This is a genomic window from Paenibacillus sp. 2RAB27, from assembly GCF_052115445.1.
In the GTDB taxonomy this organism is placed as follows: domain Bacteria; phylum Bacillota; class Bacilli; order Paenibacillales; family NBRC-103111; genus Paenibacillus_E.
The window spans coordinates 36,906-59,321 of record NZ_JBFRGR010000023.1; the positions used below are offsets into that span (position 1 = coordinate 36,906).

Annotated in this window: 18 protein-coding genes; 7 read left to right on the plus strand and 11 right to left on the minus strand. The window is 49.2% G+C overall.

Features of this window, described 5'->3' with window-relative positions; all coding sequences use genetic code 11:
• Nucleotides 1-40: 40 nt before the first annotated feature.
• Together AB4114_RS25300 and AB4114_RS25305 are read left to right on the plus strand one after the other, a co-directional pair.
• Complete coding sequence (locus tag AB4114_RS25300; RefSeq protein WP_441990937.1) at nt 41-5,311, plus strand: cadherin-like beta sandwich domain-containing protein; 5,271 nt, start codon at nt 41-43, stop codon at nt 5,309-5,311.
• Nucleotides 5,312-5,411: 100 nt separating this feature from the next.
• Complete coding sequence (locus tag AB4114_RS25305; protein ID WP_441990938.1) at nt 5,412-7,199, plus strand: glycoside hydrolase family 20 zincin-like fold domain-containing protein; 1,788 nt, start codon at nt 5,412-5,414, stop codon at nt 7,197-7,199.
• Nucleotides 7,200-7,349: 150 nt separating this feature from the next.
• Here the strand turns inward: AB4114_RS25305 and AB4114_RS25310 are convergent, their stop codons facing one another.
• Both AB4114_RS25310 and AB4114_RS25315 read right to left on the minus strand, forming a co-directional pair.
• Nucleotides 7,350-8,570: an MDR family MFS transporter gene (locus AB4114_RS25310; protein WP_441990939.1), complete on the minus strand. Its 1,221-nt coding sequence runs from the start codon at nt 8,568-8,570 to the stop codon at nt 7,350-7,352.
• 226 nt (nt 8,571-8,796) lie between these two features.
• Entirely contained in the window at nt 8,797-8,988 is a 192-nt protein-coding gene (locus tag AB4114_RS25315) for a CDGSH iron-sulfur domain-containing protein (protein WP_171629932.1), read from the minus strand.
• 268 nt (nt 8,989-9,256) lie between these two features.
• On the opposite strand from AB4114_RS25315, the gene AB4114_RS25320 reads away from it, so the two are divergent.
• Entirely contained in the window at nt 9,257-9,691 is a 435-nt protein-coding gene (locus AB4114_RS25320; RefSeq protein WP_441990940.1) for a YkvA family protein, read from the plus strand.
• 419 nt (nt 9,692-10,110) lie between these two features.
• On the opposite strand, the gene AB4114_RS25325 is transcribed toward AB4114_RS25320, so the two are convergent.
• A complete protein-coding gene (locus AB4114_RS25325) occupies nt 10,111-11,181 on the minus strand; it encodes a branched-chain amino acid aminotransferase (RefSeq protein WP_441990941.1) in 1,071 nt (356 codons plus the stop codon).
• A 131-nt stretch (nt 11,182-11,312) separates the two neighbouring features.
• Here AB4114_RS25325 and AB4114_RS25330 point away from each other — a divergent pair, with 131 nt between their 5' ends.
• Complete coding sequence (locus tag AB4114_RS25330; RefSeq protein WP_441990942.1) at nt 11,313-12,203, plus strand: LysR family transcriptional regulator; 891 nt, start codon at nt 11,313-11,315, stop codon at nt 12,201-12,203.
• Nucleotides 12,204-12,239: 36 nt separating this feature from the next.
• A complete protein-coding gene (locus AB4114_RS25335) occupies nt 12,240-13,286 on the plus strand; it encodes a TRM11 family SAM-dependent methyltransferase (RefSeq protein WP_441990943.1) in 1,047 nt (348 codons plus the stop codon).
• A gap of 6 nt (nt 13,287-13,292) precedes the next feature.
• Here the strand turns inward: AB4114_RS25335 and AB4114_RS25340 are convergent, their stop codons facing one another.
• From AB4114_RS25340 to AB4114_RS25360, 5 genes are all read right to left on the minus strand, one after another.
• On the minus strand, nt 13,293-13,922 hold the full coding sequence (locus AB4114_RS25340; RefSeq protein WP_441990944.1) for a DUF3298 domain-containing protein: 630 nt from the start codon (nt 13,920-13,922) through the stop codon (nt 13,293-13,295).
• Between the two features lie 153 nt (nt 13,923-14,075).
• Nucleotides 14,076-14,240, minus strand: coding sequence for a hypothetical protein (locus AB4114_RS25345; RefSeq protein WP_441990945.1), 165 nt, complete (start codon nt 14,238-14,240; stop codon nt 14,076-14,078).
• 128 nt (nt 14,241-14,368) lie between these two features.
• Entirely contained in the window at nt 14,369-15,469 is a 1,101-nt protein-coding gene (locus AB4114_RS25350) for a Ger(x)C family spore germination protein (protein ID WP_441990946.1), read from the minus strand.
• Entirely contained in the window at nt 15,466-16,566 is a 1,101-nt protein-coding gene (locus tag AB4114_RS25355) for a GerAB/ArcD/ProY family transporter (RefSeq protein WP_441990947.1), read from the minus strand. Before AB4114_RS25355 ends, AB4114_RS25350 begins: the two co-directional genes overlap by 4 nt.
• Entirely contained in the window at nt 16,563-18,002 is a 1,440-nt protein-coding gene (locus tag AB4114_RS25360) for a spore germination protein (protein WP_441990948.1), read from the minus strand. The genes AB4114_RS25355 and AB4114_RS25360 overlap by 4 nt, the downstream gene beginning before the upstream one ends.
• A gap of 201 nt (nt 18,003-18,203) precedes the next feature.
• Between AB4114_RS25360 and AB4114_RS25365 the strand changes: the two genes are divergently transcribed.
• The gene (locus AB4114_RS25365; RefSeq protein WP_441990949.1) at nt 18,204-18,773 is read left to right on the plus strand and encodes a pyridoxamine 5'-phosphate oxidase family protein; all 570 of its coding nucleotides are present in this window, start codon (nt 18,204-18,206) and stop codon (nt 18,771-18,773) included.
• A gap of 273 nt (nt 18,774-19,046) precedes the next feature.
• On the opposite strand, the gene AB4114_RS25370 is transcribed toward AB4114_RS25365, so the two are convergent.
• Nucleotides 19,047-19,439, minus strand: a complete 393-nt coding sequence (locus AB4114_RS25370; RefSeq protein ID WP_441990950.1) for an acyl-CoA thioesterase — start codon at nt 19,437-19,439, stop codon at nt 19,047-19,049.
• 195 nt (nt 19,440-19,634) lie between these two features.
• On the opposite strand from AB4114_RS25370, the gene fumC reads away from it, so the two are divergent.
• Nucleotides 19,635-21,023, plus strand: a complete 1,389-nt coding sequence (gene fumC, locus AB4114_RS25375) for a class II fumarate hydratase (RefSeq protein ID WP_441990951.1) — start codon at nt 19,635-19,637, stop codon at nt 21,021-21,023.
• Nucleotides 21,024-21,360: 337 nt separating this feature from the next.
• Here the strand turns inward: fumC and AB4114_RS25380 are convergent, their stop codons facing one another.
• A complete protein-coding gene (locus AB4114_RS25380; protein ID WP_441990952.1) occupies nt 21,361-21,777 on the minus strand; it encodes a hypothetical protein in 417 nt (138 codons plus the stop codon).
• A gap of 44 nt (nt 21,778-21,821) precedes the next feature.
• Nucleotides 21,822-22,166 carry a YtxH domain-containing protein gene (locus tag AB4114_RS25385; RefSeq protein ID WP_441990953.1) on the minus strand — a complete coding sequence of 115 codons (345 nt, stop codon included), beginning with the start codon at nt 22,164-22,166 and terminating at the stop codon, nt 21,822-21,824.
• Between the last annotated feature and the right edge of the window lie 250 nt (nt 22,167-22,416).

Consider the following 22,416-nt stretch of genomic DNA (forward strand, 5'->3'; position numbering starts at 1 on the left):
CGAAATTAGCAACAAGACAGGACTCGCTGAGAAAGGACGGATGCTGTTTGGCTCGAGCTTCATGCTGGAGAAGCAGCATCCGATTTTTCAAATTTTTGATCATGTTAAATTAAAGGAAGTGGACACATTGGTCATGCTCGCGAAAAAACTTTGTCACATAGGATTGCTTGTATGCTTGCTTCTGCTGGCTGTGACGGCTGGAATGCCGTCTCATGCCGGTGCGGTTGTAGTCCCGGGCGTTACGATCGATACGCCGACCGACGGCGCACAGCTGGTCAAAGGCGTCACTCGTTTTTCTGGAACGTATACGGGCGCATATGAGGTCATGCTGTACATTAACGGGGAAAAGCAGGTTAATACGGTGATGATCGACCCAGATGGGGACGATACGGGCACTTGGTATTATGACTTTGATGCTAGTTCCTACAGTGGCGATGTGCAGGTGCTCGCCAAAGCCAGCGACATGATCTCACGGTACGCGGTCTGGAGCCCTACGATTCATGTAAATGTGAATAACCCCGAGGCGGGTCTTCCTCAAGTGACCGTCATCAATCCAGCTGACGGTGGGAATATCAGCGGCACGGTGCCGATTCGTATCTCCGCCACAAGTACGGAAACAATTCAGAGCGTGCAGGTCAGAATCAATAACGGCGCCTGGTTGAATACAGTTCTGAATAAAAATGAATACGTTTACAATTGGAAGTCTGACGGGATCGGCGACAAAACGGTGAGTATCGAAGCGAAGGCTTCGGACACCAAAGGCAATGTCGGCTTCAGCATGACGACCTATGCCAAAGTAGGAGCTGGCACGAACGAGCCGTTTCACATGTCCCGGCAGGACCGTGCGATGTGGATATGGGAGCCGGAGACATATAAGCTGCTGCTCAATCCGAATTCCCGCCAGGTGCTCGATGCGCTTGCTCAAGATACGGCGACGTTCGGCTCCGATAAGATCACGACGTTTTATTTGGCAGTTGGCTCTTTTGCTGCTATGGACATTCTGGAGGATGATCCGGGCAAACTGCGCGAATTCGTCGCCTGGGCGCATCAACATGGCTATGAAGTTCAGGCTTGTATATCGGGCGGAACATCTCCGCCGTACTTGGGCGCATATGCAGCATACCACAATAAAGCGATCCGCGAGATCGAGCGTGTCATCAACTATAATTTGGCTGCAGGCGCAAATGAGCGGTTCGACGGCGTGAACGTTGACATCGAGCCTTACATATCCGCGGAATTTAATGCGAAGAAACCATCGCTTCAGATTCAATATTTGGACGGCATTCAGAAAATGAAGAACCGCATTCAAACCGCCGGTATTAATCTGCCGTTCGGTCCAGCCATACCGAAGTGGTACGATTCGAGTGACAATTCCAAGGACATTATGTGGAACGGCAGCACCAAATGGCTGTCTCAGCATGTGCAGGACATCAGTGACTATATCTCCATCATGGACTACCGCGATACGGCCGATGGCACAGCCGGCATTACGGCGGGTGCGCAAGGCGAAATCGATTATGCGAATTCGATTAATAAGCCGAACTCTGTCGTCATTGGCGTTGAGACGAAAGATATCGCGAACAGCGGGGATCCTGAGACGATCACGTTTCAGGAAGAAGGCCGTGCAGTTCTGGAAGCTGAGCTTGATAAAGTGTATACGGCTTTCAATGACGACGCATCGTTCGGTGGCATTGCCATGCATCACTACGACGACATCCGCAAGCTGCCATCCTATTGGGGAGCTGGCGGCGTGTTCTGGGAGCCACCGGCCGATACGGAACCGCCTGGCGCTGTAAGCGGTACACCATCTGCGACGGCGCTCGATTACCAGCAGATCCGTATCAGCTTCGGCATGGCGATGGATAACTCCGAAATTGACCGGTATATTGTTTACCGCAGCACACAGAGCGGCTTTACGCCGGGCTCTGAGTATGTGGCAGGACTCGCCAGAAGCTTATCGTACAATGATATCGGCCTGCTGCCAAATACGACCTATTATTACAAAGTCGCTGCCATGGATATGCAGGGCAATATCGGGCCGGCGTCAGCGGAAGCATCTGCCAAAACGGGCAGCACGACGCTGAAGCCGATGATCGTGACTGGCTTGCATGTAACGGGCGGCGCGGGGAATTCAGCAGCCAGCATGAAGGTCGTCGATAAAGCGACGTCTCAAGCGATAGGCGGCGCCGCAGTCGAAGGACGTTTCCATTTTGCAGGTGGTAAATATGTAACGGGTACTGCCGACGGTAACGGAATGATCTCCTTTACTTCGGAAAGCATTCCAAACGGGCAGCAGTCCGGATTTGAGCCCCGCCGTGTTACGGCGCCTGGCCATTATTGGGCTCAGGCCTACGATCAGCCGCATATGACGGGGATGTATCCGCAGGTCGGCTTAAGTGGATTGACACTGAGCACCGGTAGCTTGTCTCCGGCATTTTCGACAAATCAAGCTTCCTATACGGTATCGGTGCCAAACGGTGTAAGCTCGCTCCAAGTCACGCCGACTGCATTAGTGAACGGAAGTGCGATTACGGTGAATGGGCAAAAAGTCGCCAGCGGCAGCGCGTCGCAAAGCATCACATTGAACGAAGGGGGAACGACGATTACGATTGTCGTGACTGGCAACACAGGTGTAACGGATAGTTATGCCGTCAAAGTAACGCGTTCCGTGTATGTCAATAATGTATTTACGGTGACGGCGGATACGTATGTGCATCAGAATTTCCCGACAACCAATTATGGTAGTGAAACGACACTGGAAGTGGTCGATGTGCCGTCTTTGGCCGGCGGCGGGGACCGGATCTCGTTTATGAAATTCGATTTCAGCGCATACTCGGAGCCCATCCAAACCGCCAAGCTGAACTTTTACGTTAGCGAAGCGTCCAGCGGCACGAATAATGTGGAAATCTACGTGTATGATGGCGATAACTGGGTCGAGAACACGATGAACTGGAACAATCGCTTGACCGGCACTGGCGCTACGAAACTGATTACGAGTAATATCAATCACACAGGCTGGTACAGTGTGGATGTAAAGAACTTCGTAGAAGCGCAGATGGCGTTGGATAAAAAGGCGTCGTTCCGCTTCCTGCCGCTCAGCCCGAATCTTGTGAAAATCAACAGTCGGGAAAATGCCGAAAATCAGCCATACATTGTAGTGAACTCGTCCAGCAACACCAACCTGCGTTCACTCATGCTCAACGATACCCTTGTATCGCAGGGACTTGACGGCATGTATGACACGGTTGTCACGAATGCGGTCGATGCGGTGACTGTTACGCCGGTGGCGGATGAGCCTCATGCGCAAGTTATGGTGAACGAAACGCTTGTCGCCAGCGGTCAAAGTTCGTCCGCGATCCCGCTAATCGTAGGCGTCAATACGATTACCATTCAAGTTACGTCGCAAAACGGCATGATCCATGCGTACACTGTCCATGTGACCCGCCAGCTTCCTGGCATGACGGACCTGCATGCGTTGTTCTTGAGCGCAGGTACCTTGACTCCGGCGTTCCATGCCGCCGAGCAGTACTACTCGTCGACGGTAACTAACGAAGTTTATGAGATCACGGTTACACCAGTGCTGGAAGATCCGCTTGCTACGGTTACGGTGAATGGAACTGCAACAATGAATGGTACAGCGTCGCAAGCCATTCCGTTGCATGTCGGCGCCAATGAGGTGAGCCTTGTCGTTACAGGGCAAAACGGCGATACCCAGACATTCGGTATAACCGTTACACGCTTGCCTTCTACTAATGCAAGTTTGAATTCACTCGCGATTAGCAGTGGTATGTTAACACCTGTCTTCCAAAAGAATGTAATGCGCTATGAGGCAACGGTAGCAAACAGCGTAAATGCCATCACGGTGACGCAATCTGCATATGAGTCTCTGTCGGTCGTTACGATTAACGGTGACATTGTGGCAAGCGGAGCAGCATCAGCGGCCATTCCGCTGAAAATTGGCGTCAATACCATTACGGTGGCAGTAATGGCTCCAAATGGGATTGACCATGCGGAATACGAAATCCGGGTCATTCGCCAAGATGAAGAGCAGCACGGTTCATCAGGATCGGCTCCAGGCACGCGCACTGGACAGGCCACATCGGGCGAAAAAGCGGTTCATATTGAAATCGTACGCACGGTTGGGTCAAACGGGGCAAAAGTGGACGCGATTATCCTCAATCAGTCGATTGCCAAGCAAGTGTTGGCCGCAGCTCCGGCAAATACAGAAAAAACCGTGCGGATTAGTCTGGATTCGGATGCTTCGGACCAGCCTGATGAATATGCAATCTCGGTGAATCCTGCATTTATGGAGGAGTTGATGAAAGAACAGCTAAAGCTCGAAATCACTTCAGCCCATGCGCGCATTGAACTGTCGGTAGATGCTCTTCGCGGATTGAAGGAAGCTTCGCAAGATGCCATCTTCCGCATGAAGTCGCTTGCAGGTGAAGGTGGAAACAAGGAAGCCGCCGTGCACGTCATCAATGCTGGCGCAAAGGTCATCGGGCAGCCGATGGACATCGAAACCAACTATACAGGACACAAAACGAAACTGTATTTCCCGCTCACGGATGCCGATCTGGATTTGAACGGACATACGCTCGCCGTGTATATCGAGCATAGCGACGGCGAGAAAGTGCTGCAGGAAGGCACCATTGATACGGATGTGAACGGCCATCCGATCGGGATTGCTATCGAAGTGGAGAAATTCAGTACGTTTACAGTAGTAAAGCTGCCGAAGTCGCAATCCAAACCGCTTCCGCGCTACGTATTCGGTTATGAGGACGGCACCTTCCGCCCTGAGCAGCATCTAAGCCGCGCCGAGCTTGCTTCTATGCTGAATGGCTTGCTGGATGACGAGCAGCTAGCGGGTGGCAGCAGCCAGATGACATTCGCCGATGTGCTAGATACGTTCTGGGCGGCAGCAGCGGTCAACAGATTGTCGGCAGCGCACATCGTTGAAGGACGCACAGCGGGAAGCTTTGCACCAGGCGAGATGGTTACGCGTGCGGAGCTGGCTGCGATCGCCGCCAGATGGAATGGATTCAAGGCGTCCTCCGCAGCGCAACCATTTACCGATATAGCTGGACATTGGGCGTCGGGTTGGATCGCCGCAGGAAGTGAGAGCGGCTGGCTGACGGGATATCCGGAAGGCACGTTCAAACCAGACGGCAATGTGACCCGTGCCGAGGCGGTTGTCATCATCAACCGGATGACTGGACGTTTGCCAGTGAACAACACGGATCATATCACTTGGAAAGACGTTCCTGCAGATCACTGGGCTTACGGATATATTGAAGCTGCGTCCAAATAATAAGGGACAATACCTCTAAGGACCGTCTGGCGAAAATCAACAGCAAAGAAAGCACGAACGCAGCCTATTTAGTCATCAAATAACGTTGAAGGAGACCCCTATGATTCAAACGATACCGCAAGTGAAACAAATCCGTTATCTCGAGGGAGCATGTTTTCTGCCCGATGTAAGCTCCGATATCCTTCTCCGAATTGAGGAGAAGGATCCAAGACTCGTCGATTTGGCGAGTCGTCTGTTCCCAGGGCAATCCGTCGTCTGCGAGCAGCTGGAGGGTGTGAAAGGCTATACGTTCAGTATCCAAGGATTGAATGGAACGGAGCTTTTGCGCGAGTTGCGCCTGGAAGATCAAAGAGAAGGCTACGTTTTGAGGATGGAGAACGCGTCCGTTACAATCGCGGCAGCGAAAGCTGCCGGATTGTTCTACGGCATTCAGACCTTACGGCAAATCATGGATAACCACGACAGCATTCCAGCTGCGGTAATCACCGATTGGCCCGATGTTGGTTTGCGTTGTATGAATTTTGATTTGCGGCAAACGTTCTCCAAACCGGAGAAGCTGCTGGCTTATATAGCGGAGTTCGCCAAATTCAAAGTCAACGGGCTTCTGATCGAGTATGAGGATAAGCTTCCGTACGAGCGGTATCAGCAAGTGTGCCACCCCAATTTCGCGTTTAGCCGAGAGCAGTTCGAGATGCTCAAGGAAACGGCGAAAAACAACTTTATCGAAATCATTCCGCTCCAGCAATCATTCGGACACTTGGACTACGTGCTTCGTTATGATGCGTACAAATGGTTAAGGGAAATAGAGTCGTCTACTGGGGAGCTTTGTCCTTCTCGGCCCGAGTCATATGAGCTCGCCACTGGCTTGTTGGATGAGATGATCGCGATGCATCCAGACTCTAGATACATTCACCTTGGCTGCGATGAGGTGTACAGTCTTTGCGAGTGTGAGACGTGTCGCGACACCTATCAGGGCGCAAGAGAAAAGACGTTCATCGCGTTCGTCAACCGGTTGATTGCGTATGCGGCCGGCAAAGGGAAAACCCCGATTATTTGGCATGATATGCTGAAAAAATGCAGCGAAGAGGACTTGAAGCTGTTGGACAAACGGGCAGCGGTCATGATCTGGATCTATAACGGCCGCAACATCGATTCCGACGTGTCCAGACTGACGGCCACATTCCGCAATGCCGGCTTCGAGGTCATGGGCGCCCCTGCGGTTAGATGCTTTGACGACCAAGAGCATCAGAATTATCCCGTCGTGGCCAGTCGGATTGACAATGTGCTGCAGTGGTCCCAAACCTCAGGCAAACTCGGCATCGACTGCGTCGTTGCGACGAACTGGTCAACGTCGTTTAGTTTCGGTCTGCCGTACGGCATTTTTGAAACGACTTGGTATCTCATGGCCCTTTTTGCGGATGTCCACTGGAACCGGGAGGCGGATACGGGACGTTTCGTTGATAGATTTCTTAGGCTGTTCCACGGCGTGGATCAGGAGACGGCTAAGAACAAGCTGGGGAATTACTTAAATGAAGACTATTATTTAATCATTGGCTCCCTGCTTGATGAAGTGGTGAAACACAAAGATGTAGCCGAGCTGATCGGCATTATGAACGCGTTCGAGCATTCGTCAGACAGGATGAGAACGATTCATAAATATTTGTACCGGTGGGAGCTGTTCCCGGGTGATGAGGCCGAATGGCAGTCCTTGCTCAGTTATTACCAGAGGAATACGGCTGGCCGCACCAAAGTGCGTCCGCAAATGAGCGCAATTTTGAGGCATTTCCAACCGGAAGAAATGGCTGATCATTTCGTGATGTCTCGTTTTTACTTGCATGATTATCTGGAAAAAAACGTATACAGTAAAATGGGATTGAGCCTTGCCTGATTCGAAGAGGGCAGCAAAGGAAGGCTGAAGCACGAAAACAGAAACAGAGCAGTAAAGGGTGGCACATGCCTGGTTGAACCAACCGTGGGATGTGCCACCCTATATTTTTCAAGGGTAAACGGATCGTCCGCGAACTTGGCAATGGGTTCCTCAGAAGGTTCTGCGAATCGAGGTACCTGAGCCCGTCGTTCTTTGCTCTTTGAGCATAAACCGAATATTCATAAGCCCAAATACCAAGAAACATACCCATGGAAGGCCTTGCCAGCCGAGTATATTTCCTAGATCATACAGATAGCCCCCACCTACGTTTCCGATAATAGCTCCGATGGAAAGCGCAAAGCTGTTAAAACCGAAATAGCTGGCAATCTGCTCATCCCCGGCATAATCGGAAACCATGGTATTCATCATCGGCTGTAGAAAAACCTGTCCAATCATGAAGGTGATAACCCCCCCATAAATCCCCCACATGGACCCGATCATCCCCATTGTAAATAAGCCCCCAGCGAGCAATGCCGTGCCTAATGACATCACGCCAAAAGGCAGTAATTTACGGTTGCCTAATTTGGAAAGTGGAACTTGCAGCAAGACCATGACAATGGCGCCACAGCTGTAAATGAGCCCGATATTCGCACCCGATGCAAGTTGATGGACACGAAACGGAACGGCAATGTATAACTGAGTGACCAAGGACCACGAGATCATCGTGAAGAGCATGAAGCGTCGGAAAGGGCGATTACGCCACAYGGTTTGCATCTGAGACCAGATCCMCGTATAGGCCTTGCGAGATTGTTCACTTTGGATAGCTGGCAAAAAGAAAAGACTAAAGAAAAAGGAAAAAGCGAAAATAAGAGTAGCGGCCAAACTAACGTATTTGAAATGAAAGCCCATGAGTAAGGCACCCAGGACGGGACCCACGACGAATCCCATATTGCTTAACATTTCTCGAATGGCATAAATCGTGATCCGATTGTTCGAAGTCGATAGTGCTGCATAATACGCATAACTAGCTGGGTTGAACAGTGATCCGCCTAAGCCAGAGAAGAAGCAAGCGATGATAAATCCTGGGATGCTGTCGACAAAGCCGAACATACCAAACCCAAAGGTACGGATGAGCAAACCAATCAGAATCGTGCGCTTATAGCCAAGCTTGTCGGCCAATGTGCCGCAAAGGACGGAAAGACCTTGCTGGCTGAAGCTGCGGATAGCGGAAATGATACCAACCATGGAGACGGTCAGCAGGATGTCGTTTAATAAATAAGAAGCAAGCAGGGGGATCATCATATAAAATCCAACGGCCATACTGAACGTATTCATAAACATGACCCAGAACGGCAGCCGAATGGAAGTAAGTTTACGTAGGGCTGAAATCATAAGATCGCCTCGATTCATGCTGTAAGATGTCGATTTCAACACCATACAGGATATGCTATACGTTGTATAGGGCTTTCTTTGGATGGACTTGGGTAAAAATTAGTTGAGGCTGTTTGCATTTGTGATGTGGATGAAATCGTGACAGTTGATTCCATTTAATGGTAAACAAAAGGGCTGTTCTTCAAGTATCAACTTGAGAACAGCCCTTTGTCAGTCAGAAGAAAAGTTAATCGCGAACCTGACTTTCAAAATGTCCTTTGTGAGCACCGTTGCAATAAGGTTTGTTCGAAGAGAGTCCGCAGCGACATAGGTAAATCTGTTCTTTCGTTTCCATCGGATCTCCTTCACCATCCATTAACGTAACACCACTTACAAGCAAAGGACCATTATCAAGAACTTTAATTTCTGCCACAACCATACGCCTCCAATTTGTACCTAAATAGAAAGTATGAGTTTTTGGTTCCCGCAATCATCTTTCTATTTGGCGATAATACCTCATCTAATACGGTCACAGTCTTGCTGGGACTAGGGTAGAGGTTTCTCACCATTGTTGCCAGATGCGATTAACTATAATCAATTAGAGGCATAACAATATCAGATGAGCACAAACCGAGACTTCCTGCGTTAGATAGGTGTAGAATGGTGGTATATACAAGGTAAATGCCGATGAATGGAGTGATCGTGAAATGAATCCTTCCAAATATGAAAAATACTTCTCTATTGATGGCTTCTGGTCCAAGTTGAAAAAAGGTGCTAAGAAGGCCGGCAGTAAAGTGATTTATAGTGGATTGTTGCTTTTTTACGCATTGGATAGTCCGAAAACGCCGCTTCGCGCGAAGGTTCAAATCTATGGTGCGTTGGGGTATCTCATCTTGCCGCTCGATCTCATGCCAGATTTGCTGCCGATTGTGGGTTATGTGGATGATCTGAGTGCGCTAGGCTTCGCCTTGGCGGCTGTGTCGAAGAGTATCGATGACGATGTCAGGCGGAAAGCGAAGAGCAAGCTGAGGGATTTCCTCGGTGATGATGTCGTGAGCAGCAAAGATATTATCGATATTGATGGTCACGTGGTGGAGGAACAGGGGAAAACGAAGGTTGATGATGTGCATGTGGAGAAGTAGTTGGTATGGAAGTGGATGTAGATGTAGCCAGGTTTTAGTGGTTGATCGCTCTGTGTCTAACTGGAAAATATACAGCTAAATTCACTTTTATCGGGTGAAAATCTCGATTAAATGGAAAATACGTAGTTATTTTCGGCGAATCCACCGGTCTTGCTTAAAACGAGCAGAATTAACTACATAATTTCCAGCTATTTCACAAAAGTCGTGGAATAGCGCTGATTTAACTGTACTTTTTCCAGCTATTCGTCTGATGGGGTAACCGTAAGTGAAGCGGTTGAGGTGTTTGGGGTAGATGAGGGAGTTGTGGTAGTCTTTGACTGACATGTATCTACTGAAGTAGCATCAAAATGGCCAAATAACCGACGAATAGAAAATTCGTCGGTTATTTGCTGCGCAGTTATTGCGCGACAATACAGATCTTAAACCTTTAACAACCAACCGAACGTATCCGGCAGCTTACCACTTTGAATACCTGTGATCGTTGTATACAGTCGTTCCACAAGCTCGCCGATCTCTCCATGGTTCACGACCATCGGCGTTCCGTTCCATAACAGGCTGCCAATTGGCGATACAACCGCAGCAGTGCCGGTACCGAACGCCTCTTCCAGCGTCCCATCTGCATGAGCGCTGACGATGTCATCGATTGATATTTTCCGCTCAGATACAGAGATACCCCATGACTTCAGCAAGTGGATGATGCTTCCACGCGTGATGCCTTCCAGAATGCTGCCGCTAAGACTAGGCGTGATGACTTCTCCGTTAATTTTGAAAAAGACATTCATACTGCCGACTTCTTCTAAATACTTCTTCTCGATCGCATCGAGCCATAGGACTTGGGCGCAGTTATGCTCTTTCGCCAGCATTTGTGCCTTCAAGCTTGCTGCATAATTGCCGGCTACTTTGGCATTGCCTGTCCCGCCTTGCACGGATCGAGCATAATAGCTTTCCACCAGAATGTTAATTGGCTGCAGTCCTTCATCATAGTAAGCATCAACAGGCGACATAATGATGATAAAGGAATACTGCATAGATGGGCGTACGCCTAGAATCGCTTCCGTTGCAATAACGAAAGGGCGAATGTATAAGGAAGAGCCGTTCTTCTTCGGCACCCAAGCAGCATCAATACGAACTAGCTCCTGAATGGCGCGGACAACGAATTCTTCATCGATTTGCGGGATGCTCAGACGTTCACTAGAGCGGTTCAAACGCTTAGCATTTTGATCTGGTCGAAATAAAACAACGTCATCGTTCTCGGTGCGAAACGCCTTCATACCTTCGAAAACCGCCTGCCCATAGTGGAATACCATTGCCGCGGGATCATGTGAGATCGGACCGTAGGGAATGATGCGCGGATCATGCCAGCCTTGGCCTTCTTGGTAATCCATCATAAACATATGATTTGTAAAAAGTTTTCCAAACCCCAGATTTTCGTCTAAATTAGGCAGGGGCTTGCCCTTTAGATTTTGTTCGATGCGAATGCTACCGTACATCTGTTGTGCCACCTTTCCCATTGAGGGTTCTCACAATCTTTTACCCTTAACTATAGAAAAATTGCAATCATTGATCAATTGCGATTTATCAATTACTATCATAGTTAATAGCTATGAACGGGGGGCTTCAAGTGGATTATCGGTTATTGGTGTATTTTTTGGCGGTGTGTGAGGAGCTTCACTTCACCAAAGCCGCAGAGAAGCTGGGCATTAGCCAGCCTACACTTAGTCAACAGATCCGATTGCTGGAGGATCGGGTAGGCTCTCCACTTTTTCAGCGCATCGGCAAAAAGATTTATGTGACCGAAGCGGGCGAGATTTTGCGCAAGCATAGCCGAAATATTTTTCATGAGCTAGAGCAAGCACAGACGGCGATGAATGAGCTCCAAGGCATGCAGCGCGGACGATTGCGAATCGGCTGTTCTGGGAATCATTTGCTGACGGCGACAATTATGACGTTTCATGCCAAATATCCCAAAATTGAGCTATCGGTGATGGAGCTGGCAACGGAGGAGACGAAAGAAAAGCTGCTGAGCAATGAGCTGGATGTGGGTGTTGTTTTTTTGCCTGAGGAGGACGAGCAGCTGCGGTGTATGCCGTTGTACCAAGAGAAGCTTCAGCTTGTGGTGTCGTCGAAGCATGCATTTGCCCAAGAGCAGGTGAAGGAGATCAGGTTGGCGGAGTTGACTGAGATTCCCATTGCAATGCTGCAACAGAAGTTCTATGTTCGGCAAATGATGGATGATTGCTGTGCGCAGATCGGACTTGCTTGGAAGCCGATTGTGGAACTGTCTACGCTGGAATCCTTGCTGCAAATGGCAAAAAATCATGTGTGCGGGGCGATTCTACCACAGTCTTATGTGGAGGGCATGGGCAATAGGATGCGTGAGCAGAAACTGTGTGCAATCCCGATTATTGATCCCATTCCGCAGAAGGAAGTGGGGATTGTGTATCGGAAGGATATGTTTTTGTGTAAAACGATGGATACGTTCGTGAAGCAGGTCATTCAGGAATTTGCTTAGTGTGCAGGAAAGAATGAGGGTTTGGAGCAGATGCGTATGAAACATAAGAGTATAGAGCAAAAGAGCTTAGAGCAAAAGAAATATAAGAGTCTCGAGCAAAAGAAATATAAGAGCTTAGAGCAAAATGGGAAATATGTGTATGTATTTGCCTGTCATGAAGATGAACAGGCGTTGTGTCAGCTGGAGCTGCGCACCTTGCTGGGCGCAGACGCTGTTATTGATGCGCGCTACGCCGTCAGCGCGCGCAGGGTGGAGCCGAGCCGCAGCCCGTTTCTGAAGCTGCGGATGGATGTTGCCTTTGAGGCCGACAGCCTGCCGGAGCTGGCCTCGCAGTTAGAGACGTTGACCGTGCGCGGCGCAACGTTCAAGGTCGTGTTCGCGGAGACGGACACGGCGGTCAGCTATGACCGCCAGCGCAACGTTGAGCGCGAACTGGGGCTGGGGCTGCGCGGCAAGGCCGAGATGCGCAGGCCAGAGCAATATTTCGCCGTGACGGAGCTGGGAGGCCGGTGGTTGTTCGGCGAGGGCAGCTACGGCGAAGCCGTGTGGCTTCAGCATCAGCAGAAGCCACAGAACTACTCAACCGCCCTGGGGACGCGCCTTGCGCGGGCGGTGGTGAACATCGCCGTGCCCGAGGTGGCGGGCACGCGGGTCATTGACCCGTGCTGCGGCATCGGCACGGTGCTGGTGGAAGCGATGTCGATGGGGATCGACATCGTGGGCTACGACATCAACCCGCTGGCCGTGCGCGGCGCGCGGGTGAATCTAGGCCACTTCGGCATGCCGGATGTGGTCCAGGTGGCTGACATGCGGAAGCTCGTTCCGCATCCTGCAGCCCTGCAAGGCAGTCCAGAGCCCATCTACGATGCGCTGATTCTGGACATGCCGTACAATCTGTGCTCCGTCCTGCCTGAGGCGGAGAAGCTGGACATGTTGCAAACCGCCCGCCGGTTAGCGCGGCGCGCGGTAATAATTACAACCGAGCAGATCGACCCGCTTTTGATCAAAGCTGGTTTTCATATTGACTCACGCTGCACGGTGAACAAAGGCAATTTCAGCCGGCAAATTATCGTCTGCATCTAGCCTGTTTTAGTACATCATTTTTCCGAGAGGGCCATCTTCTGCAATCATATCCTGCAGCGCATAGACGGAAATCGGGAAGTAGAGGAATCCATAGACATAAGCGGCTAGCTCATAGACTTGAAAATATACAACTAGCGATTTATCAGCGATATAGAAATCCTGATCAGGGCGGATGCTTGTAAAATCAACCAACAAAGGAATATCGCGCAGCTTGATTTCAGCTGCAATGATGGCACTCAGCTTAGCAACGTAATCACTGCCAGGTTTGAACAATTCCTTCAACGTGTAGCTTTTACCAGTTTCCGTGCTGAAAGTTAACGAATTCTGGATCGTGAGTCCATGGGCTCCGCCCGAAAAAGCATAGTTCATCAGAGATAGACTTAGAACGCGGCGCTCATTCGTTTTGATTTCATAATAAGCCGTAACATCGGTCGAGGGATTTTGCAGATATCCCTGATCATGCAGCTGTTTGTTGACGGCACCCACAATCGCTGTATTGATTTGATGCTGGACCAAAGGGTTATTCATGTGAATAACAGCAGGGTACATCAGATCTAATTTGCTCTTTAGCACTTTAAAGGTTTGTATACTTACCGGTTGGTGTTCCAAGTCCAAGTCCTGGTCCATGTCTCTCATGTTTCATCATCCCTACGTTTTTGCTACACCATATTCAAAAACTGGGCGTTTGGTTCAATGCACGGGAGGAATTCGTGTCCTTGCCAAAGATAAAGAGCTTTCCCTACATCGCGATTGACGTGAGGGAAAGCTCTTTTGTGTAACTGAAGCGAATTATTCCTGTGAGGCGTTTTCCTCATCACTAGCATCGGATGTTGCACTTTGCAGCGAAGCAGACAATTCTTCTACCTGTTGCTGGGATTGGCTGTCTTCAGCATTCGCCTGAGCAGCATTAATCGCGTGACTGACTACGTCGTCATTACTGTTCGTCGTTGACATGGTATGATCACCTCCTTTACGTTCTTACCAGAAAACTGGCGTCGTAAGCATAAGCTAAGATTCAACCAACTAAGTATTCTTCGGATGGAGGGAAAATATGCAAATATAACGCAAGTTTTTTACTGACGTTAGTCCAAAATACCCGTGTTAAGAATCTTGACCTTCACTTTTGGTGAAATCGTGATCTTTGGATACTGCTCACGCCACCACGCCATGCCTATAAACAACTTTGGATGATAGGCTGAAACCTCATGTCCAAGCTGTAGGTAATCGCAATTCGATTTCTGCAAGGTTGCAATCACGTTAGACACCTTTGTCGTTATATCAGCTGCGATTTGCTTTTCGAGCTCTGCGAGTATGTCTTTCGTATATTTTTTAGAATCAAGTCCTGCTTCGATTAATTTAAGATCCAGGTTTAAGGAGATTTCAATGTCATGAAGACGATTGTCCTTTTCGTTAATATGGAAATCTCGATGGGCGCTTTGCACCAGAGCTGAGTAATTCTCTCCTTCCAATTTACCTGCGATCAGCTGGTTTTTGCCCGATGTGCCATCCAGCAGAATGGCAAGCTGGGTATCCTCATCATTCAGATTGACGCCGGTATACTTCCCTTCTCGAAACAACGCGGTGCCAGCTAGACGAACCCCGTTCTCATAAGGCTCGAACCGATTAAGTGCGAAGTCATTATTGAACCTTGCTCCATCAAGTATAAAATGGACTAATTTGTGTGAAGGGATTTTGCCCTTCTCCTCATCCTCTTCTAATAAGCCTACGAGAAATTCCGATAAGGTCTGGTCTTTAATCCTCTTCTTATTCAGCAGCTTCGAAAGATCGCCGTCATATATCGCAAGATAGCCGTATAACGGATTGGCTATAAATTGGCTCGTAATATTCAGATAGTTTAGCGGCTGATCTTTGGCGAATCGGGTGCTTATGAGAAATAGCCTAGTTTCCAGTACAGAGAGGACGCCAGGAAATTCTTTATTTGTTTTACTCACGGCGTCATAGATGTTATCGCCTGTTGACTCCAAGAATATATTGTTCGGGTTGCCTCCCCCCTGATTGGCATTCTGAAGCGAGGAAATCACATAGCTGACCTTAAGTTGCTTACTGTCACCCTCGTAATCTACGCCGACCACATCGACAAAAAGCAGCTTCTTTAGCTGTAATTCATCCCAGCATCCTGTCAGCAGCAGGCAGATGAAAAATGAAGCAATCACTCTCTTCATATCTCGTTCCTCCCCGCGCCACGCAGCCCGGAAATGATGAGGAGAATGACTGGCAGACCGACGACCAAGGTGATGGACACGATGTCCTGAATCGAGGAAAACTGCAGAATGTCGTTACGCTTCCTCATAAAGAAACCTCCAATCAGACAAACGCCAACCATCGTCCATACCCATACATGCTGCTTCCCCAAACCTTGACTGCGTAAATGTACGAATGCTTTAGCAGCCATGAAGAAATACACATAGACCGTTGCCGATACGATGCATACATAAAAGATGAGGAACAAGATGTCAATGCTCTGCAAGATCTGGATTTGATAGTTCTTTAATATAAAAATGATGGGTTCTGGAATAAGCGTAAGCTGAGTTAAGTTGAACTTCATAGAGCAGATCAGGCAAACGGCAATATAGAACACGCCAGTGAAGGCGTTCGCCAGTGACATCCAAAGAAGCAGCTTTTTTTTGCTTGGGGTCTGTACGTATGGGTAGGCATAAAGGAGCAGGTCATAACCGACATAAGCGCTAAATGCGGTGTAAACGCCCTTCATAATCGGATACCAGCCATCTTGCAAAACCGGCAGCAAGTTTCTCACATCTAGACCGTAGAATCCGCTAAATACGATTAGCAAAAAGCTGATGTAAGCAAACACCATAAAGGTTTGCGAGATATTAGCAAGCTGCCTCAGCGTTGACGTAGCCGCATAACCGCACACAAGGAGAAGCATAAGAATGAGAACCCACCTAGGCGTGAGTTGAAACAGCCACCTTTTTAAAATGTCACTATAAAGTAAGGTCAACAAGAGGCCGGAAAAGGTGTAATAGCATCCGAAAATCAAATTGATGCTTGCTCCAATCGGTTTACCTACAATCAGTGGGAGATAGGCATAAAAGTTACGCGTAGGGTATCGGCTGCCAAGCCACCAAAGCAATATGATGCCTACTTGTGCGGCTAGTCCAGCCAGCAAGACAGCCAGCCATGTATCTTTGCCTGCAACGTCAGCTTCAACATGAGGTAGGGATAAGACTTCGGTTCCGAGTTGAACCATAACAACTAGCGAGATCAGTTGTCTTCCCGAGATGGTCTCTTCCTTTCTCAACGCTTCCAACTCCTTGGATTTCGTATCTTTATTCGATTGCTTGCAACCGTGCCTAGAGGGCGCTTACGCAAGCTCCAAATCGGTGCCCGAAACAGCGTATCCTTCGTATCACGAAAGGAGAAGGGGGGCGTATAGTAAGGGAGTCCTAGTGTTGTCATTTGGCACAGATGGATACAAATCATCATGAAGAAGAAGGCGAGGCCAAATAAGCCGAACATGGAGGAAAGCAGGAGCGCAGGATAGCTTAACAGGCGAACCGCACTGCTCATCTCGTAAGAAGGCAGAACAAAGGAGGCGAGTCCCGTTAAAGCCGTTACGATAACAATGGTATTGGAAACCAAATTGGCCTGCACAACCACCGTTCCGATTACAATACCACCTACTACGCCGATCGTTTGACCCACGGGACTCGCTAGCCGAATGGTCGCTTCTCTTAAAATTTCAAGCATGAACATCATCGAGAGCGTCTCGAGAACCGGCGGGAACGTGACGAATTTCAGTGAACTTTGCAACGTGTTAACGAAATTGATGGGTAGCAGCTGTGGATTAAAGGCACTGACTGCCACATAAACGGCAGGCAAGCTAATCGTAAGACAGAAGCAGATAATGCGCAAAAGGCGATGAAAAGTGCCGATCAGCCAACTGATTTGGTAATCATCAGGACTTTGAAAGAAAGACCAAAACGTTACCGGTAGGATGATTGTGTCTGGTGACCCTGCTGTTCCAATAACGACTTTCCCTTCCATTAAATAAGCGCGTGCGCGGTCTGGACGTTCTGTAATGAGCAGTTGTGGAAATAGACTGAATTTCTTCTCCCGGACTAGCTCATCGATGAATCCTGGCGCCTCGACATAGTCAATGTCAATGCTTGTAAGCCGTCGGTCTATTTCCTCTACGATCGCTGTTTGCGCAATTGACTTGATGTACATGACAGCTACCTTCGTTCGTGAGAGCCGCCCAATCGTATAGGTTTTGACGACGAATTCCGTAGAGTTGATTAGCTTGCGCATCAGGTTGATATTGGTATCTATATTCTCAATGAACGCTTCATTCGCACCGCGTAAAACCCGTTCATTGGTCGGGATATTAATGGAGCGCTCCTTCTTTAAATCCACCCCAAGCAGGTAAAGTTTGCTGTCTCCCTCTTGGTACAGTACGACCTTACCGTACAAAATGGCTTGAACCGCTTCCTCCAAATGCTCCGTTTCAGCATAGTCGAGAATCGTCACGGCATCACGGACAGAATCCGGAGGGCGGAGAAACAGCGGCTTCAGAATAAAATCTTGAACGAGAGTTGAATCGACCAACGTGTCGAAATAGAACAGCTTAAAGACTGTTCCTCCAATGAGTAATTGTTTCGATTGAAAGTCGCTTTGCTCGGAGAACAGTTGGTTGAAATAGGGCTCTGCCGCTTCAATCGATGGATGTTGTCTCACGCGTTTTCCCTCCTTCATCATCAGTTCTCCTTACTTTAACCTGAGAATTCCAGAAATATGTAAAAGTTATCAATAAGGATATGATCAATCACGGACACGCCATTCTATAGGTAAAACCTATAGAATAGGATTAATTAATGTATTTCACAAATAGAGTCGAGGGGCGCATAATAGTAGAAAATGGAAAGAGGTGAGTGTGACATGGGAAAATCGTTCGAGGCACTGTTACCGGAGCATGAGGCATTTATCGCCAAGCAACATATCTTCTTCGTTGGTTCAGCACCATTATCAGCGGAAGGGCATGTCAATATTTCGCCGAAGGGGCACGATGTGCTGCGGATTCTATCGGTCAATCAAGTGGCTTACCTGGATTTAACAGGGAGTGGGAATGAAACCAGCGCGCATCTTGCGGAAAATGGCCGCATCACCATCATGTTCATGGCTATCGAAGGTCCGCCTCAGATTATCAGGCTGTATGGCAAAGGCCGTGTGATACTGTCTGGATCTGACGAGTGGGATCGGTTGGCGCCGAAGTTCGAATTGCTGCCAGGGGTGCGGCAAATCATGGTCGTTGACATTCACGAGGTGAAGTCATCCTGCGGATTCAGCGTTCCTTTTTACACCTATGAGGGTGAGCGGAATACGCTGCAAAATTGGGCAGCGAAGCAAGGGGATGAAGGATTGCACGCCTATTGGCAAAAGAAAAATATGACGAGCATGGACGGACTTCCGACACCGATCGGCCAAAAGTTATCCACAGGTGGTATGTGATTGCCTATGCAAATTTGGCCAATGGCATTGCTGTATGATGCATAATTACAACTAATTTGGAGATGCTGCAAACGCATGTAATGGAGACTCTATTGCAGGGCAGCTCTCCTTTTGGATACAAGGGGTTCCTGCTGTGCCTCTAACATTGACTCAATTATTAGATTTCATTTTCCAGAGTCCTGTTATTTCATGCGGAAACTGACTGTATTTATTCCGGATGCGCCGCCACTGGGGAGTTGCCCGCTAACGCGCCCTTCGCTGGGGGCAGGCCGATTAAATAAAATACTTCCTTAATGCCGCCGGGGCTTCCCGGCTTTTGCGCGTTATGCTATCCATCGTCACGCTGGTCACAAGGGCATCTGCACAAAGTTCACCTTGCTCATTGCGAATCTCCTGATGAAGCACATAGCTGGTGTTGCCAATCTTCTCAGGGCGGCAACTCACGGTCAGGTGCTCTCCTTGCTTGCACTCTTTTCGGTAATTAATGTTGATATTAACAGTTACCGTCTGAATACCGAGGGCACCGAAAGTCTCGTAAGATAGCTCACACGTCTCATACCACTCTTCACGTCCCCATTCGAGGTACTCCAAATACTTCGCATTATTTACATGTCCGTTCACATCAATTTCAGTCGAGCGAACGATGATCGCTAACTTCGTTTCCATATAAGTGATCTCCTTTGTAATGAGTAGTCTACCTATTATAACTTTCCTGCTAGCGGGATAACCAGCAGTGACTCATAAGGTTCCAACATTTGGGGAAACTATGCGAGGCGTGTTTATATGTACCCAAGTTTGGGTAGTAGTGGGTACAGTACTAAGTAAAATAGAAGTAGTCTGACAGGACCAAGGAGGGAAATTATGACACAAGACTATCGCATAGAACGTGATACCATGGGGGAAATCAGAGTGCCTGTGGATAAGTTGTGGGGGGCACAGACCCAGCGCAGCTTCGAAAATTTCAAAATCGGCACGGAGCGAATGCCGCCTCGCTTGATAAGTGCCTTCGCGCTGCTCAAAAAAGCAGCTGCTCACGTTAACCGCGACCTCGGCGGCTTGCCGCCGGAGAAAGCGGAGGCGATTTCGCAAGCGGCGGATGAAATCGTACAAGGCCGCTGGGACGACGAGTTCCCGCTTGTCGTCTGGCAGACGGGCAGCGGGACGCAGTCAAACATGAACGTCAACGAGGTGATCGCCCACCGCGGCAGCGAACTGCTCGGAGATGGCGCTTCGCGCATCCATCCCAATGATGATGTGAATCGTTCGCAGAGCTCGAACGATACGTTCCCGACCGCGATGCACGTTGCCGGTGTCATCGCGGTAGAGCAAGAACTGCTGCCTGCGCTGGAGGGGCTGCAGGCGACGCTGCACACCAAGATGTCGGCCTTCGCCGACATCGTCAAGATCGGCCGCACCCACCTGCAGGACGCGACCCCGCTGACGCTGGGTCAGGAGATCAGCGGGTGGTGGGCGATGCTGGATATGGCGTCGCGCATGGTGCGCAGCGCCGTGGATACGATGCGCGAGCTCGCGATCGGCGGCACCGCCGTCGGCACGGGGCTGAACGCGCATCCCGAATTCGGCGCCCGCGTCGCCGAAGCCCTGACTCGCGAGACGGGCACGCGCTTCGTCTCGGCGGAGAACAAGTATCATGCGCTGACGAGCCATGATCAGATCGTTTACGCCCACGGCGCGCTGAAGGCGCTGGCGGCGAACTTAATGAAGATAGCCAACGATGTTCGCTGGCTATCGAGCGGCCCCCGCTGCGGAATCGGTGAAATCACGATTCCGGAGAATGAGCCCGGCAGTTCGATCATGCCGGGCAAGGTCAACCCCACGCAGAGCGAAGCGATGACGATGGTCGTGTGCCAGGTGATGGGCAACGATGCGGCCATCGGCTTCGCCGCTAGCCAAGGCAATTTCGAGCTGAACGTGTTCAAGCCCGTAATCATACACAACTTCCTGCAGTCTGTGCGACTGCTGGCCGACAGCATGCGCTCGTTCAATGACCATTGCCTCGCGGGCATGGAACCGAATCGCAGGGTGATTCAGCGCAATCTCGAGCAATCTCTTATGCTGGTTACGGCGCTCAACCCGCATATCGGGTATGAGAAGGCAGCCAGCATTGCGAAGCAAGCGCATAAGGAAGGGCTGACGCTGAAGGAGTCAGCGATGCGCAGCGGCTACTTGACGGCAGAGCAATTCGACAGCTACGTGAAGCCAGCGGATATGGTGCATCCGAAGGCATAAGGCTGGAACATAGGGAAGAGGGTATCCCCAAGCCACGTATGTGGCGGGATACCCTCTTCTTGATGTATACAGTTGTGAAGCATGAGAATTGCAAAAGTACACTCTTTTTTATCGAATGAAGCACCTAATCTGACATGCGTGCAAATAGGCAACTATTTCTGCCAGCATGCATCTATTGGAGCCTTTTCGGTCCTAAAGGTTGCACTTTCGCACGTATTTGCCTATGTTAAGCGGGTTTCCTCGAAAATGCGTGCTCTTTTGCATCTTTGCCCATGTACGCTTAATCGCAACTATTCTGCATCTCTCCGACTCTGCCTAGTCTCTCCACCTCTCCAACCTATTTCTGCATCGGATCAGGAACCATATCGTTCTCAATGAGCTCGCTATTGGTTTTCATATGCTTCATTTCGTTCCCGAGTTTCTTCATTTCATCCATATTTTGAGCCATAGAGCCATTGTTGGCTTCTTCAATGGATTTACCGGTCGATCCGTTACAGATCTGCTCAAGCTCAATTAATTTATCCAGCGCGGCTCGGCGAACTTGAAGGGGAACGAATTGGTTGTCTGCAAAATCAGCCTCATGGAAATGCACGGATGTATTCCCAAGCTCTGAGGTTATCGTGGTTAACGTCAGCGGATAGGCCGCTGAGGTGGCATCGTTATAGATATCAATACGGTATACGGACTTTTCGACGTATTCCATACGTTCAAGTCCAAGGTCAGTTAATTGTTGATGCAAGGTATGTTTGTCCATCGAAAAGCACTCCTTTATTGGGGACGACCCCAGTACAACTGGTGTTAATTATTTTGGAAGGTTGTTTTCGCTGCCTGGATCGAGTCTGTGACACGATGCTGACTTTCTTTAGCTGTATCGACAAGGTTCTCTGTTTTTTCTTTGGCTGTATCGACAATGTCCTCTGTTTTTTGGCTAACGGTGTCTGCAAGGTTTTTTGAACTTTCGCATACAGTGGAGGCGATTTCTTTCGTTTTATCCTGCCAGGTCCGATAGGTGCTCCAGAGGTCTTTGCGCAGCTTCGACCCCGCTTTAGGGGCAATTAACAATGAGGTTATCGCGCCGACAGCACCACCAATCACTAGACCTAACAATAATCCACCTTTGTTCGTCTCGACTGCTTCACTCATACGTCATCTCTCCTTTAGTTTGGGGTTTGGTGTTTGTTACACGTCCATACTGGGATGTACCCGTTTAGAAACATATTGAAACAGGAAAAGTACAAATGTTACCCTGCAATGTTTATTTACATCTTGAGAAATGGGGATATTTGGTTGATATAGACAAAATTCTTCATTATCTGATTGAATTGTTTGCGATAGGGTTATAGAGTATATGTGATAGATTATACCTATGGGACTCTGTTCCTATTTACCCGAA

Bases quoted from the DNA above. Each gene is read 5' to 3' on its own strand.
- AB4114_RS25300 (WP_441990937.1), top strand. From the start codon at position 41: ATGCTGTTTGGCTCGAGCTTCATGCTGGAGAAGCAGCATCCGATTTTT.
- AB4114_RS25305 (WP_441990938.1), top strand. From the start codon at position 5,412: ATGATTCAAACGATACCGCAAGTGAAACAAATCCGTTATCTCGAGGGA.
- AB4114_RS25315 (WP_171629932.1), bottom strand. From the start codon at position 8,988: ATGGTTGTGGCAGAAATTAAAGTTCTTGATAATGGTCCTTTGCTTGTA.
- AB4114_RS25320 (WP_441990940.1), top strand. From the start codon at position 9,257: ATGAATCCTTCCAAATATGAAAAATACTTCTCTATTGATGGCTTCTGG.
- AB4114_RS25325 (WP_441990941.1), bottom strand. From the start codon at position 11,181: ATGTACGGTAGCATTCGCATCGAACAAAATCTAAAGGGCAAGCCCCTG.
- AB4114_RS25335 (WP_441990943.1), top strand. From the start codon at position 12,240: ATGAAACATAAGAGTATAGAGCAAAAGAGCTTAGAGCAAAAGAAATAT.
- AB4114_RS25340 (WP_441990944.1), bottom strand. From the start codon at position 13,922: ATGAGAGACATGGACCAGGACTTGGACTTGGAACACCAACCGGTAAGT.
- AB4114_RS25345 (WP_441990945.1), bottom strand. From the start codon at position 14,240: ATGTCAACGACGAACAGTAATGACGACGTAGTCAGTCACGCGATTAAT.
- AB4114_RS25350 (WP_441990946.1), bottom strand. From the start codon at position 15,469: ATGAAGAGAGTGATTGCTTCATTTTTCATCTGCCTGCTGCTGACAGGA.
- AB4114_RS25365 (WP_441990949.1), top strand. From the start codon at position 18,204: ATGGGAAAATCGTTCGAGGCACTGTTACCGGAGCATGAGGCATTTATC.
- AB4114_RS25370 (WP_441990950.1), bottom strand. From the start codon at position 19,439: ATGGAAACGAAGTTAGCGATCATCGTTCGCTCGACTGAAATTGATGTG.
- fumC (WP_441990951.1), top strand. From the start codon at position 19,635: ATGACACAAGACTATCGCATAGAACGTGATACCATGGGGGAAATCAGA.
- AB4114_RS25380 (WP_441990952.1), bottom strand. From the start codon at position 21,777: ATGGACAAACATACCTTGCATCAACAATTAACTGACCTTGGACTTGAA.
- AB4114_RS25385 (WP_441990953.1), bottom strand. From the start codon at position 22,166: ATGAGTGAAGCAGTCGAGACGAACAAAGGTGGATTATTGTTAGGTCTA.